The following is a 13,599-nucleotide window of genomic DNA, read 5'->3' on the forward strand; positions in this document are numbered from 1 at the left end:
GCGCCCGCTGGCAGCTATGCCCTTGCCCCTGAGGCCATATATGTCAAGGACATGACCGTTCGTCGGCAGCCCCTCACGCAAAGGCCGCCCGAGCCGATGTTCCGGGCATAGCGCTGAATGGACTTGGCGACCGGAGTCATCCGATTCCGTGCTTTCCATCCGTCCTTTCGCGAGATCGCCCCCATGTTCGACTCTCTCTCCATTCGCCTGAAAATAGTGCTGTTGTCCGGACTGTGCCTGTTGGGCGTAGTGGCGCTGATCGTCGGCATGAACCTGTACCAGAGCCAGCAGAACAACCAACTGGTCAACACCTCCAGCACGCGGATGCTCACCGCCGGGGTCGAAGAGTTGCTGCAGGCAAAGGCCGCCGACCAGGCAGTACGGGTGCAGAAGACCTTCGGTGAAAGCAACCTGGTGATCACCGCCCTGGCGGACCAGGTACGCGACCTGCGTGACATGGCGAGCAAGCGCGGCCTGGAAGCTGCGGCACTGCGCGAAGAGCTCAACCACAGCCTGAAGACCGCCTTCGAGCGCAATCCCAAAGTGCTCGGCATCTGGCTGGCCTACGAACCCAACGCCCTGGATGGCAAGGACAGCGAATTTCTCAATGACGCAGCCCGTGCTTCCAACGAACGCGGGCGCTTCGCCACCTACTGGAGCCGATCCGGGGGCCAGCAGTTGAACACCGTGATGGTGGAAGACGACCTGACCAAGACCACCCTCAACCTCAGCGGCACCCCCTACAACGTCTGGTACACCTGCCCCCGCGACAGCCGCCGTACCTGCCTGCTGGACCCCTACGCCGACACCATCGGCGAGGACAAGAAACAGGTGCTGATGACCACCATCTCCCAGCCCTTGCTGGTGGACGGCAAGGTCATCGGGGTGATTGGCGTCGACATCGCCCTGGACTCCCTGCAGGCCGCGGCCGGCGAATCCCAGCGTTTTCTGTTCAACGGTGCCGGGCACATGATGATCGTCGCCGGCAGCGGCTTGCTGGCGGCCGTGGGCGCCGATGCCAGCCAGGTCGGCAAGAACATCAACGAAACCCTCGGCGCCCAGGGCAAGGATATCCTCGCGCTGCTCGCCGGCAACCAGAACAAGGTCCTGCAACAGGGTGAACTGATCCGCGCGGTCTACCCCTTCAGCCCGATTGCCGATGCCAAGCCCTGGGGCGTCACCATCGACCTGCCGCAACAAGTGCTGCTGGCAGACTCGGTAAAACTGCAAGGCCTGCTGGATGAAGCCCAGACCAGCGGCACGGTGAAAACCGTACTGGTGGCCGTCGGCGCCGGCCTGCTGGGCCTGCTGCTGATCTGGCTCAGCGCCTCGGGCGTGACCCGCCCGATCAACAGCGTGGCGCAGATGCTCAAGGCCATCGCCAGCGGCGACGGCGACCTGACCCAGCGCCTGGACTACAGCAAGAAAGACGAACTCGGCGAACTGGTGGGCTGGTTCAACCGCTTCCTCGACAAGCTGCAACCGACCATCGCCCAGATCAAGCAGAGCATCACCGAAGCCCGGGGCACCGCCGACCAGTCTTCGGAGATCGCCCGCCAGACCAGTGAAGGCATGCAGGTGCAGTTCCGCGAAATCGACCAGGTGGCCACCGCCTCCAACGAAATGAGCGCCACTGCCCACGATGTTGCCAACAGTGCCTCCAATGCCGCCCAGGCCGCCCGTGGCGCAGACCAGTCGGCCAAGGAAGGCATGACCATCATCGAGCGCAGCACCCGGGACATCAGCCTGCTGGCCGACGAGGTGAGCAAGGCGGTGGGGGAAGTCGAAGCCCTGGCGGTGAGCAGCGAACAGATAGGGTCGGTGCTGGAAGTGATCCGCAGTATTGCCGAGCAGACCAACCTGCTGGCCCTCAACGCCGCCATCGAAGCGGCCCGCGCCGGGGAAAGCGGTCGCGGTTTCGCCGTGGTGGCCGATGAAGTGCGCAACCTGGCCAAGCGCACCCAGGACTCGGTGGAGGAAATCCGCGTGGTGATCGAACGCATCCAGAGCGGCACCCGGGATGTGGTGACCACCATGCACGCCAGCCAGAGCCAGGCGCAGAACAATGCCGGGCAGATCCAGCAGGCAGTCCAGGCCCTGGGCAAGATCAGCGACGCGGTCACCGTGATCAGCGACATGAACCTGCAGATCGCCAGCGCTGCCGAGCAGCAGAGCGCGGTGGCCGAAGAGGTCAACCGCAACGTCTCGGCGATTCGCACCGTGACCGAAACCCTCACCGAACAGGCCAGTGAGTCGGCCCAGGTCAGCAGCCAGCTCAATGCCCTGGCCACCCAGCAAATGAAACTCATGGATCAGTTCCGCGTGTAAGCGCTGCTCCGGCGCCAGCCGCGGCCGATGACCAGGGGTGATCGACAGCCGCGGCAGTTTCAGGGTGCAATGCCCTCCCCTGATCCGCGGAGTGGGCCATGACCGAGTTACTCGCATCCATCCAGGCCGCGCTGGGCCTGGCGTCATCAAGCATCCGGCAAACCGGCCAGGGCGCCCTGCCCTCGGCCTTCGCCGTGACCGACCTGGCCAGCGCCAGCATTGCCGCTGCCGGGCAGGCAGTCGCTGAACTCCTGTACAGCCAGACCGGACGCCTGCCAGAGGTCAGCGTCGACCGGCGCCTGGCCTCGTTCTGGTTCGCCAGCTCGATCCGCCCGCAGGGCTGGAGCCTGCCATCACCCTGGGACCCGATTGCCGGCGACTACGCCAGCCGCGACGGCTGGATTCGCCTGCACACCAACGCACCTCAGCACCGGGCCGCCGCCGAACGGGTGCTGGGAGCGGTGACCGAACGCTCGGCCATGGCCGCCCAGGTGGCCACCTGGAACGCCCTGGAACTGGAGCAGGCGATAGTCGACCAGGGCGGTTGTGCCGCGAAGATGCGCAGCTGGGCGCAGTGGCAGGCCCACCCCCAGGGCCAGGCGGTAAACAGCGAACCCCTGGTGCACTGGCTGCCCCAGGCCGATCAGCGGCACAAGGCCTGGAGCGGTCGCGTCGACCGGCCCCTGGCCGGGCTCAAGGTACTGGACCTGACCCGGGTCCTGGCGGGCCCGGTGGCCAGCCGCCTGCTGGCGGGGCTGGGCGCCGAGGTGTTGCGCATCGATCCGCCACACTGGAACGAGCCGGCCCTGGAGCCGGAGGTGACCCTGGGCAAACGCTGCGCGCGCCTCGATCTGCACGACCTTGAGCAGCGTGCCCTGTTCGAAGGCCTGCTGGCGCAGGCCGACCTGCTTCTGCATGGCTACCGCGCCGATGCCCTGGAACACCTGGGTTATGACGCCCAGGCACGCCAGAAAATCGCTCCGGGGCTGATCGAAGTCAGCCTCAATGCCTACGGCTGGAGCGGCCCCTGGCGCAACCGCCGGGGCTTCGACAGCCTGGTGCAGATGAGCTGCGGCATCGCCGAAGCCGGCATGGCCTGGAAAGCCGCGGACAGGCCTGTACCACTGCCGGTCCAGGCCCTGGATCACGCCACCGGTTACCTGATGGCAGCCAGCGCCCTGCGGGCACTGACCCGGTCCCTGAGCGGCGAGCAGGGCGCATCGGCGCGCCTGTCCCTGGCCCGTACCGCCCAGTTGCTGGTTGATCATTCCCCGTCAGCAACCGCCGAAACTCCACTGCGCGCCGAAGACCACGAGGATCAGGGGCTGGTGCTGGAACAGACCCCTTGGGGGCCGGCGCGGCGCCTGCGGGTGCCGTTGCACATCAATGGAACGCCGGTGCAGTGGAGTTGCCCGGCCACCGCCCTGGGCGCCCATCGCCCCAGATGGTGGTGAAGGCCTTGGCTGGCAGTTGATCCCGTAGGAACCGGCAGACCGTTTCAGCCCATGGCCGCCCACAAATGCTGCGCCGCATAACCGCGCCACGGCCGCCAGGCCTCGGCCCGGGCCAGCAGTTGGCGGGCATTGGGCCGCAGCCCCTGCAGACGTGCCACAGCGTTGAACAGGCCTACGTCCGCCGCCGGAAAGGCATCGCTCTCGCGCAACTGGCGCAGGGCGATATATTGCGCGGTCCAATCGCCGATTCCCGGCAATTGCAACAGGCGCTCCACCCCCTGTTGCAGGCTGGCCCTGGGTTCGAACAGGAGTGGATCGTCGAGCAAGGCCTGGGCCACGGCAGACAGCGTGCGTGCCCGGCTGCGGGGCATTCCCAGGTCGGCTAGGTTGGCAGTGGACACCACCTGGGGAATGGGAAACTGGTGGGTCAAACCGGGCCACTGCGGGTCGGGACTGGCCAGCAACCGGCCATGCACCGCCACCAGCTTGCCCGCCAGGCGGATCGCGCCCTGCACGGTGATCTGCTGGCCCAGCACGGCGCGAATGGCCAGCTCGAAACCGTCCCAGGCCCCGGGTACTCGCAGGCCCGGGCGTGCCGCCAGCAACGGTGCGAGCAGCGGATCACGGGCCAGATGGCGGTTGATCAGGGGTAGGTCCGCGTCCAGATCGAATTGCCGGCGCAAGCGCGCCAGCACCTGGGGCAGCAGGGCCTGCTCGGCCCCCTGCAACTGCACCTGCAAATGGCCTGCAGGCCCCGGGCAGACACTCAAGGTGCCTTGCCCGCCCGCCAGCGCGAAGGTGCGGGCATAAGTATCGCCCTGCACCACCTCCAGGCCTTCGATGGCGCGGGCCCTGAGAAAGCCCAGCATCGCCGGCCAGTCGTAGGCGCCCTGGTAGGGCAGGTGATGAATCACAGCGCCAGCAGGCCGCTGTACAAGCCATAGGCCGCCAATGAGGCGCCGATGACCACGGCCGCGAAGATCAGTTTTTCCAGCGGGGTGAACAACGGCTCGCCCTGCTCATGCTTGGCCTTGGCGAACAGGATCACCCCCGGCGCATACAACAAGGCCGACAGCAGCAGGTACTTCAAGCCACCGGCGTACAGCAGCCAGATGGCATAGCTCAGGGCCACGGTGGCGATGAACAGGTCCTTCTTGCGTTCCCGGGAGGCCTGCTCGTAGGTTTCCCCGCGACCGCTGAGCAGCACCGCATAGGCTGCCGACCACAGGTAGGGCACCAGGATCATCGACGACGCCAGGTAGATCAGGCTGGTGTAGGTGCCGGCGGAGAACAGGGTGATCAGCAGAAATATCTGGATCATCACGTTGGTCAGCCACAAGGCATTGACCGGCACATGGTTGGCGTTTTCCTTCTTCAGGAAAGCCGGCATGGTCCGGTCCCGGGCGGTGGCGTAGAGGATCTCGGCGCACAGCAAGGCCCAGGACAGCAAGGCCCCCAGCAGGGAAACCGCCAGGCCGATGCTGATCAGCAAGGCGCCCCAGGGGCCGACGATATGCTCCAGCACTGCCGCCAGGGAAGGGTTCTGCAATTGCGCCAGCTCCGGCTGGCTCATGATCCCCAACGACAGCACGTTGACCAGTACCAGCAGCGCCAGCACACCGAGAAAACCGATCACCGTGGCCCGCCCGACATCGGCGCGCTTCTGCGCCCGGGCCGAATACACGCTGGCGCCCTCGATACCGATGAACACGAACACCGTCACCAGCATCATGTTGCGCACCTGGTCCATCACCCCGCCGAAGTTCGGGTTGCTGCGGCCCCAGATATCCCGGGTGAAGATATCCGCCTTGAATGCCACGGCAGCGATGACGATGAACATCACCAGCGGCACGATCTTCGCCACCGTGGTCAGCTGGTTGATGAACGCCGCCTCCTTGATCCCCCGCAACACCAGGAAATGCACGGCCCACAGCAGGACCGAGGCACAGCCGATGGCCACCGGGGTATTGCCCTGGCCGAACACCGGAAAGAAATAGCCCAGGGTGCTGAACAGCAGGACGAAGTAGCCGACATTGCCCAGCCAGGCACTGATCCAGTAACCCCAGGCCGATGAAAAGCCCATGTAGTCGCCGAACCCGGCCTTGGCATAGGCGTAGACCCCGGAATCGAGCTCCGGCTTGCGGTTGGCCAGGGTCTGGAAGACGAAGGCCAGGGTCAGCATCCCCACCGCGGTGATGGCCCAGCCGATCAGCACCGCTCCGGCATCGGCCCGGGCCGCCATATTCTGCGGCAGCGAGAAGATCCCGCCGCCAATCATGGAACCCACCACCAGGGCGATCAATGCACCGAGTTGCAGCTTCTGCGCCGGTTGTGACATCCCTACCTCTGCTTCAGTGAGTCGATCTGGCGATTAAAGCTACACGCTATTAAATAACTTCTACAAATTTGCGTCTAACAGTAACAGTCAATTATTTATCCTTTAAGCAACGGGCCTCTGGACACCCCGTAGAAGGCCCTGAATAACCGACTGTTTTGTTATGTATATGCACTAAGTGCCATCACTACCAAGTGATTAATCAATGCCGCTGAAAGATTTGCACATTCCCCAAAAGGGTCTAGTTTCAAACGTCGTCGGCAATGAGAACCGCTACTGATAAGGAGATCGAAACCTGTCTGGAATGGCCCTCTCCGGGCAGCATTCTACCCCCCGCAACAAATCTTAAGTCATTCATTCACAACGGAATGCAGTAATGAACTGATCTGAGTCAGCTGTTCGGATTGCAAGCAGATTTACTCTGACGTCTCTCTTCTCCTGCATTGGAGTCATGCAATGTCTGAATCCCCCGGTAAACTAAGACTGGGCGCCTTAGTCGCCCTGGTAGTGGGTTCCATGATTGGCGGCGGGATCTTCTCCTTACCGCAAAACATGGCCGCCAGCGCCGATGTTGGTGCTGTTCTTATTGGTTGGGCAATTACCGCTGTCGGCATGTTGACCCTGGCCTTCGTCTTCCAAACTCTAGCCAATCGCAAACCTGACCTGGATGGCGGCGTCTACGCCTACGCCAAGGCCGGGTTCGGTGACTACATGGGCTTTTCATCGGCCTGGGGTTACTGGATCAGCGCCTGGCTGGGCAACGTCGGCTACTTCGTCCTGCTGTTCAGCACCCTGGGCTATTTCTTCCCGATCTTCGGCGAGGGCAACACCCCCGCGGCCGTGATCGGCGCCTCTGTTTTGCTCTGGGCCGTGCACTTCCTGGTGCTGCGCGGCATCAAGGAAGCGGCCTTCATCAACCTGGTGACCACGGTTGCCAAGGTGGTGCCGCTGCTGCTGTTCGTGCTGATCGCCCTGTTCGCCTTCAAGCTGGATATCTTCACCGCCGACATCTGGGGCGTGAAGAATCCGGACCTGGGCAGCGTGATGAACCAGGTGCGCAACATGATGCTGGTCACCGTGTGGGTGTTCATCGGCATCGAGGGCGCGAGCATCTTCTCGTCCCGGGCGGAGAAACGCTCGGATGTGGGCAAGGCCACCGTCATCGGCTTCATCACCGTGCTGCTGTTCCTGGTGCTGGTGAACGTGCTGTCCCTGGGGATCATGACCCAGCCGGAACTGGCCAAGCTGCAGAACCCGTCCATGGCGGCAGTGCTGGAGCATGTGGTGGGCCACTGGGGCGCGGTACTGATCAGCGTCGGCCTGATCATCTCGCTGCTGGGGGCGCTGCTGTCCTGGGTGCTGCTGTGCGCGGAAATCATGTTCGCCGCCGCCAAGGACCACACCATGCCGGAGTTCCTGCGCCGCGAGAACGCCAACCACGTACCGGCCAACGCCCTGTGGCTGACCAATGCCATGGTGCAGATCTTCCTGGTCATCACCCTGTTCTCGGCCAGCACCTACCTGTCGCTGATCTACCTCGCCACCTCGATGATCCTGGTGCCCTACCTGTGGTCGGCGGCCTACGCAGTACTGCTGGCGGTGCGCGGCGAAAGCTATGAACAGGCCCTGGCCGAACGCAAGAAGGACCTGATCATCGGCAGCATCGCCCTGCTCTACGCGATCTGGCTGCTGTATGCCGGCGGGGTCAAGTACCTGCTGCTCTCGGCCCTGCTCTACGCCCCCGGCGTGGTGCTGTTCGCCAAGGCCAAGATGGAACTGCACAAACCGATTTTCACCAACGTCGAGAAGCTGATTTTTGCCGCAGTGGTCATAGGCGCCCTGGTGGCGGCCTACGGACTCTACGACGGCTTCCTGACCCTATAGCTCTAGCAACACCCCCGATTGTTTTGTCTCTGGAGGATCACAGTAATGACCACGGAAAAAGTTAAGTACGGCGTACATTCCGAAGCCGGCAAACTGCGCAAAGTCATGGTTTGTTCCCCAGGCCTGGCCCATCAGCGGCTGACCCCGAACAACTGCGATGAACTGCTGTTCGATGATGTGCTGTGGGTGGCCCAGGCCAAACGCGACCACTTCGACTTCGTCACCAAGATGCGTGAGCGGGATATCGATGTGCTGGAAATGCACAACCTGCTGACCGACATTGTCGCCATGCCCGAAGCCCTGGACTGGATTCTGGAGCGCAAGATCACCGCCAACCAGGTCGGCCTGGGCCTGGTCAACGAAGTCGGTTCGTGGCTGCGCAGCCTGGAGCCGCGCAAGGTCGCCGAGTACCTGATCGGCGGTGTATCGGCCGATGACCTGCCCACCAGCTTCGGTGGCAAGACCATCGAGATGTTCCGCGACTTCCTCGGCCACTCCAGCTTCATCCTGCCGCCGCTGCCCAACACCCAGTTCACTCGCGACACCACCTGCTGGATCTACGGCGGCGTGACCCTGAACCCGATGTACTGGCCGGCGCGACGTCAGGAAACCCTGCTGACCACCGCCATCTACAAGTTCCACCCCGAGTTCACCAACGCCGACTTCCAGATCTGGTACGGCGACCCGGACCAGGAACACGGCAACGCCACCCTGGAAGGCGGCGACGTGATGCCGATCGGCAACGGCGTGGTCCTGATCGGCATGGGCGAGCGCTCCTCGCGTCAGGCCATCGGCCAACTGGCGCTGAACCTGTTCAAGCACAAGGCCGTGGAGCGCGTGATCGTCGCCGGCCTGCCGAAATCCCGCGCGGCGATGCACCTGGACACCGTGTTCAGCTTCTGCGACCGCGACCTGGTCACGGTCTTCCCGGAAGTGGTGAGCCAGATCGTCGCCTTCAGCCTGCGCCCTGACGAAAGCAAGCCCGGCGGCATCGATGTGCGTCGCGAAGAGACCAGCTTCCTCGACACCGTGGCCAAGGCCCTCAACCTCAAGGCCCTGCGCGTGGTGGAAACCGGTGGCAACGCCTTCGCCGCCGAGCGCGAGCAATGGGACGACGGCAACAACGTGGTGGCCGTGGAGCCCGGCGTGGTCATCGGCTACGACCGCAACACCTACACCAACACCCTGCTGCGCAAGGCCGGGGTCGAGGTCATCACCATCAGCGCCGGCGAACTGGGCCGGGGCCGTGGCGGCGGCCACTGCATGACCTGCCCGATCATCCGCGACCCGATCGACTACTAAGCGCCCCTATCCGACATAGCAGCTTGCCGTTGCCCCTACAAAGGGCCTCGGCAAGTGGACGACCGAAATCAAAGGAGATCCATCATGGCTTTCAACATCCACAACCGTAACCTGCTGAGCCTGGAACACCACACCCCACGTGAGCTGCGCTACCTGCTGGACCTGTCCCGCGACCTCAAGCGCGCCAAGTACACCGGCACCGAGCAGCAGCACCTTAAGGGCAACAACATCGCCCTGATCTTCGAAAAGACCTCGACCCGTACCCGTTGCGCCTTCGAAGTGGCGGCCTATGACCAGGGCGCCAACGTCACCTACATCGACCCCAACTCCTCGCAGATCGGCCACAAGGAAAGCATGAAGGACACCGCCCGAGTGCTGGGGCGCATGTACGACGCCATCGAGTACCGCGGCTTCAAGCAGGAAATCGTCGAAGAACTGGCGAAATTCGCCGGGGTTCCGGTGTTCAACGGCCTGACCGATGAATACCACCCGACCCAGATGATCGCCGACGTGCTGACCATGCGTGAGCACGCCGACAAGCCGATCCACGAGATCAGCTACGCCTACCTGGGCGATGCGCGCAACAACATGGGCAACTCTCTGCTGCTGGTGGGCGCCAAGCTCGGCATGGACGTGCGCATCTGCGCGCCCAAGGCCCTGTGGCCCCATGACGACCTGGTGCAGCGCTGCAAGCAATACGCAGAGGAAAGCGGTGCCCGCATCACCCTCACCGAGGATCCGAAAGCCGCGGTCAAGGGCGTGGACTTCATTCACACCGACGTCTGGGTCTCCATGGGCGAACCGGTGGAAGCCTGGGCCGAGCGTATCGAGCAACTGCTGCCCTACCAGGTCAACGCCCAGTTGATGAAAGCCACCGGCAACCCACGGACCAAGTTCATGCACTGCCTGCCGGCTTTCCACAACAGCGATACCAAGGTCGGCAAGCAGATCGCCGAGCAGTATCCGCACCTGGCCAACGGCATTGAAGTGACCGACGACGTGTTCGAGTCGCCCGCCTGCATCGCCTTCGAGCAAGCGGAAAACCGCATGCACACCATCAAGGCGATCCTGGTTTCGACCCTGGCCGACCTGTAATCCCCCTCCAGCACCGGCGCCGCCCAGGCGGCGCCGGCACCGGACTCTAGAAGGACTGCATTATGCGTATCGTCGTTGCACTGGGCGGTAACGCCCTGCTCCGCCGTGGTGAACCCATGACCGCGGACAACCAACGCGCCAACATCCGCATCGCCACCGAACAGATCGCCAAGATCCACCCCGGCAACCAACTGGTGATTGCCCACGGCAATGGCCCGCAGGTCGGCCTGCTGTCGTTGCAAGCGGCGGCCTATACCCAGGTTTCGCCCTACCCGCTGGACGTGCTAGGCGCCGAGACCGAAGGCATGATCGGCTACATCATCGAACAGGAACTGGGCAACCTGCTGGACTTCGAGGTGCCGTTCGCCACCTTGCTGACCCAGGTGGAAGTGGACGCCAAGGACCCGGCATTCAAGAACCCGACCAAGCCCATCGGCCCGGTCTACAGCAAGGAAGAAGCCGAGAAGCTGGCCAAGGAAAAAGGCTGGGCCATCGCCCCGGATGGCGACAAGTACCGCCGGGTAGTGGCCAGCCCGAAACCCAAGCGCATCTTCGAGATCCGTCCGATCAAGTGGCTGCTGGAAAAAAGCAGCATCGTGATCTGCGCCGGCGGTGGCGGCATCCCCACCATGTACGGCGAGGATGGCAAGCTCAAGGGCATCGAGGCCGTGATCGACAAGGACCTGTGCTCGGCGCTGCTGGCCGAGCAACTGGAAGCCGACCTGCTGGTGATCGCCACCGACGTCAACGCGGCGTTCATCGACTTCGGCAAACCGACCCAGAAGGCCATCGGCCAGGCCCACCCGGACGAAATCGAGAAGCTGGGCTTTGCCGCCGGCTCCATGGGGCCGAAGGTCCAGGCCGCCTGCGAATTTGCCCGGCACACTGGCAAAACCGCAGTGATCGGTTCACTCTCGGACATCGAAGCGATCGTCCAGGGCAAGGCCGGCACCCGCATCAGCACCGCGCAACCTGGCATCAGTTACCTGTAAGACGCTTGCAGTGAAAACTCGGGGCAGGCCCGGCGCCTGCCCTCATTTCAAAGCCCTGGAGGAGAGAAGCCTATGGCCATGTTTGAGCCCGGTCACCTGCATATCGAGCGCCATGCGCTGAACAAGGACGACTTCAGCTACAACCTGTGCATTGACTACGAAGTGGCCCACGACCCCAAGGAGGGCAAGGGCATGCTGTTCACCCTGCACGGCACCATCGAAGACAAGTCCCTGAAGGAGCAGTTCTTCCTGGCCAAGGACCTGGCTTTTGACTTCGCCCGCCACGCCACCCGCCTCGCCCAGCAGCACGGCCTGCCCAAGAGCGCCAGCATTGCCTCGATGCACAAGTACTACGACGAAATGTTCGAGGACGTACGCAAGCAACTGGACGTCAAGCCCGGCGACCCGGTGAAACCCGAGCACCTTGCATAACCCCCGATCCCCTGCTGGGGCCGACGTGCCGGCGAACTGACCACGGCCCTGCATCGCTGCCCGGCCCGCCTTCGCCGGCTAGCCGGCTCCTGCGGCATGCGTGACGATTTCGACTAAGCCCCTGCCCCAAGGCATACTGGCCACCCTCCGCTTTGCAGAACCGTCAGTCACCCCATGCGTATCCACGTCAGCTTCATCGACCGCGTCGGCATCACCCAGGAAGTCCTGGCCCTGTTGGGCGGGCGCAACCTCAACCTGGATGCGGTGGAAATGGTGCCGCCCAACGTCTATATCGATGCCCCGACCTTGAGCCCCCAGGTGCTGGAAGAACTGCGCGATGCGCTGTTCAACGTACGTGGCGTGCAGGCGGTGACGGTGGTGGACATCCTTCCCGGGCAACGCCGGCACCTGCAACTGGACGCCCTGCTGGCGGCCATGACCGATCCGGTGCTGGCCCTGGACAGTGCCGGCAAAGTGCTGCTGGCCAACCCGGCGCTGATCGCCCTGTATGGTCGCGAACCGGCCGGGGAAAGCGTCGCCGAGCTGTTTGCCGACCCCGCACTGCTGGAGGCCCTGCTGGAAAACGGCTTTCGCCTGCCGCTGCGGGAAATCACCGTCAATGGCCAGACCCTGCTGCTGGACGCCACTCCCATTACCGACGCCGGTGCCCTGCTGACCCTGTACCCGCCCAACCGCATCGGTGAACGGCTCTCGGCCCTGCATCACGACCACGCCGAAGGCTTCGATGCCCTGCTCGGCGAATCACCGGCGATCCGCACCCTCAAGGCCCGGGCGCAGCGGGTTGCAGCGCTGGACGCACCACTATTGATCCAGGGTGAAACCGGCACCGGCAAGGAACTGGTGGCCCGTGCCTGCCACGCCATCAGCGCCCGCCACGGCGCGCCGTTCCTGGCCCTGAACTGCGCGGCACTGCCGGAAAACCTGGCCGAGAGCGAGCTGTTCGGCTATGCCCCCGGCGCCTTTACCGGCGCCCAGCGCGGCGGCAAGCCGGGGCTGATGGAGCTGGCCAACCAGGGCACGGTGTTCCTCGATGAAATCGGCGAGATGTCGCCCTACCTGCAGGCCAAGCTCCTGCGCTTTCTCAATGACGGCAGCTTTCGCCGGGTCGGTGGCGATCGCGAGATCAAGGTCAACGTGCGCATCCTCAGCGCCACCCATCGTGACCTGGAAAAAATGGTCAACGAAGGCACCTTCCGCGAAGACCTGTTCTATCGCCTCAACGTGCTGAACGTGGAAGTGCCACCGCTGCGCGAACGCGGCCAGGACATCCTGCTGCTGGCCCGCTACTTCATGCAGCAGGCCTGCGCGCAGATCCAGCGGCCGGTGTGCCGGCTGACACCGGGGACCTACCCGGCGCTGCTGGGCAACCGCTGGCCGGGCAACGTGCGGCAATTGCAGAACGTGATCTTCCGTGCGGCGGCGATCTGCGAGAGCAACCTGGTGGACATCGGTGACCTGGACATTGCCGGCACCTCGGTAGCCCGCCAGAACGATGCCGAAGTGGCCAGCCTGGAACAGGCCGTGGAAGCCTTCGAGAAGGAGCTGCTGGAAAACCTCTACGTCAGTTACCCCTCGACCCGGCAACTGGCCAACCGCTTGCAGACCTCCCATACCGCGATTGCCCACCGCCTGCGCAAATACGGCATTCCCAGCAAGGCCTGAGCTTGCGCCTGCCGCTCTGGAAGCGACCTCCATCTGTACTGAAAGCGCTACAGTGGAACGATTTCGCTACAAAGCCTTGCAATCGCAGCCGTGC

Annotated in this window: 10 protein-coding genes; 8 read left to right on the top strand and 2 right to left on the bottom strand. The window is 63.8% G+C overall.

From position 1 onward, the window contains the following. Nucleotides 1-183: 183 nt before the first annotated feature. Nucleotides 184-2,328 carry a methyl-accepting chemotaxis protein gene (locus ACUXVH_RS18370; RefSeq protein ID WP_011062884.1) on the top strand — a complete coding sequence of 715 codons (2,145 nt, stop codon included), beginning with the start codon at nucleotides 184-186 and terminating at the stop codon, nucleotides 2,326-2,328. Nucleotides 2,329-2,426: 98 nt separating this feature from the next. Further along, nucleotides 2,427-3,782, top strand: a complete 1,356-nt coding sequence (locus tag ACUXVH_RS18375) for a CoA transferase (RefSeq protein ID WP_065365376.1) — start codon at nucleotides 2,427-2,429, stop codon at nucleotides 3,780-3,782. A 44-nt stretch (nucleotides 3,783-3,826) separates the two neighbouring features. Here ACUXVH_RS18375 and ACUXVH_RS18380 read toward each other — a convergent pair whose 3' ends face one another. Then, nucleotides 3,827-4,696: a DNA-3-methyladenine glycosylase family protein gene (locus ACUXVH_RS18380; RefSeq protein WP_065365375.1), complete on the bottom strand. Its 870-nt coding sequence runs from the start codon at nucleotides 4,694-4,696 to the stop codon at nucleotides 3,827-3,829. Continuing rightward, nucleotides 4,693-6,120: an arginine-ornithine antiporter gene (arcD, locus tag ACUXVH_RS18385; protein ID WP_011062887.1), complete on the bottom strand. Its 1,428-nt coding sequence runs from the start codon at nucleotides 6,118-6,120 to the stop codon at nucleotides 4,693-4,695. Before arcD (ACUXVH_RS18385) ends, ACUXVH_RS18380 begins: the two co-directional genes overlap by 4 nt. Before the next feature lie 453 nt (nucleotides 6,121-6,573). Between arcD (ACUXVH_RS18385) and arcD (ACUXVH_RS18390) the strand changes: the two genes are divergently transcribed. The 6 genes from arcD (ACUXVH_RS18390) (at nucleotide 6,574) to ACUXVH_RS18415 (ending at nucleotide 13,505) form a co-directional block, all read left to right on the top strand. Beyond that, nucleotides 6,574-8,001, top strand: a complete 1,428-nt coding sequence (gene arcD / locus ACUXVH_RS18390; protein ID WP_011062888.1) for an arginine-ornithine antiporter — start codon at nucleotides 6,574-6,576, stop codon at nucleotides 7,999-8,001. A gap of 45 nt (nucleotides 8,002-8,046) precedes the next feature. After that, entirely contained in the window at nucleotides 8,047-9,303 is a 1,257-nt protein-coding gene (arcA, locus tag ACUXVH_RS18395) for an arginine deiminase (protein WP_011062889.1), read from the top strand. Nucleotides 9,304-9,387: 84 nt separating this feature from the next. After that, nucleotides 9,388-10,398 carry an ornithine carbamoyltransferase gene (locus ACUXVH_RS18400; RefSeq protein WP_015636749.1) on the top strand — a complete coding sequence of 337 codons (1,011 nt, stop codon included), beginning with the start codon at nucleotides 9,388-9,390 and terminating at the stop codon, nucleotides 10,396-10,398. Nucleotides 10,399-10,460: 62 nt separating this feature from the next. Continuing rightward, complete coding sequence (gene arcC, locus ACUXVH_RS18405) at nucleotides 10,461-11,390, top strand: carbamate kinase (protein ID WP_011062891.1); 930 nt, start codon at nucleotides 10,461-10,463, stop codon at nucleotides 11,388-11,390. A 72-nt stretch (nucleotides 11,391-11,462) separates the two neighbouring features. Then, nucleotides 11,463-11,822: a DUF5064 family protein gene (locus tag ACUXVH_RS18410; protein WP_011062892.1), complete on the top strand. Its 360-nt coding sequence runs from the start codon at nucleotides 11,463-11,465 to the stop codon at nucleotides 11,820-11,822. A 174-nt stretch (nucleotides 11,823-11,996) separates the two neighbouring features. Further along, nucleotides 11,997-13,505, top strand: coding sequence for a sigma-54-dependent transcriptional regulator (locus ACUXVH_RS18415; protein WP_011062893.1), 1,509 nt, complete (start codon nucleotides 11,997-11,999; stop codon nucleotides 13,503-13,505). Nucleotides 13,506-13,599 lie beyond the last annotated feature (94 nt).

The sequence above is a fragment of the Pseudomonas sp. 8(2025) genome (assembly GCF_052665325.1).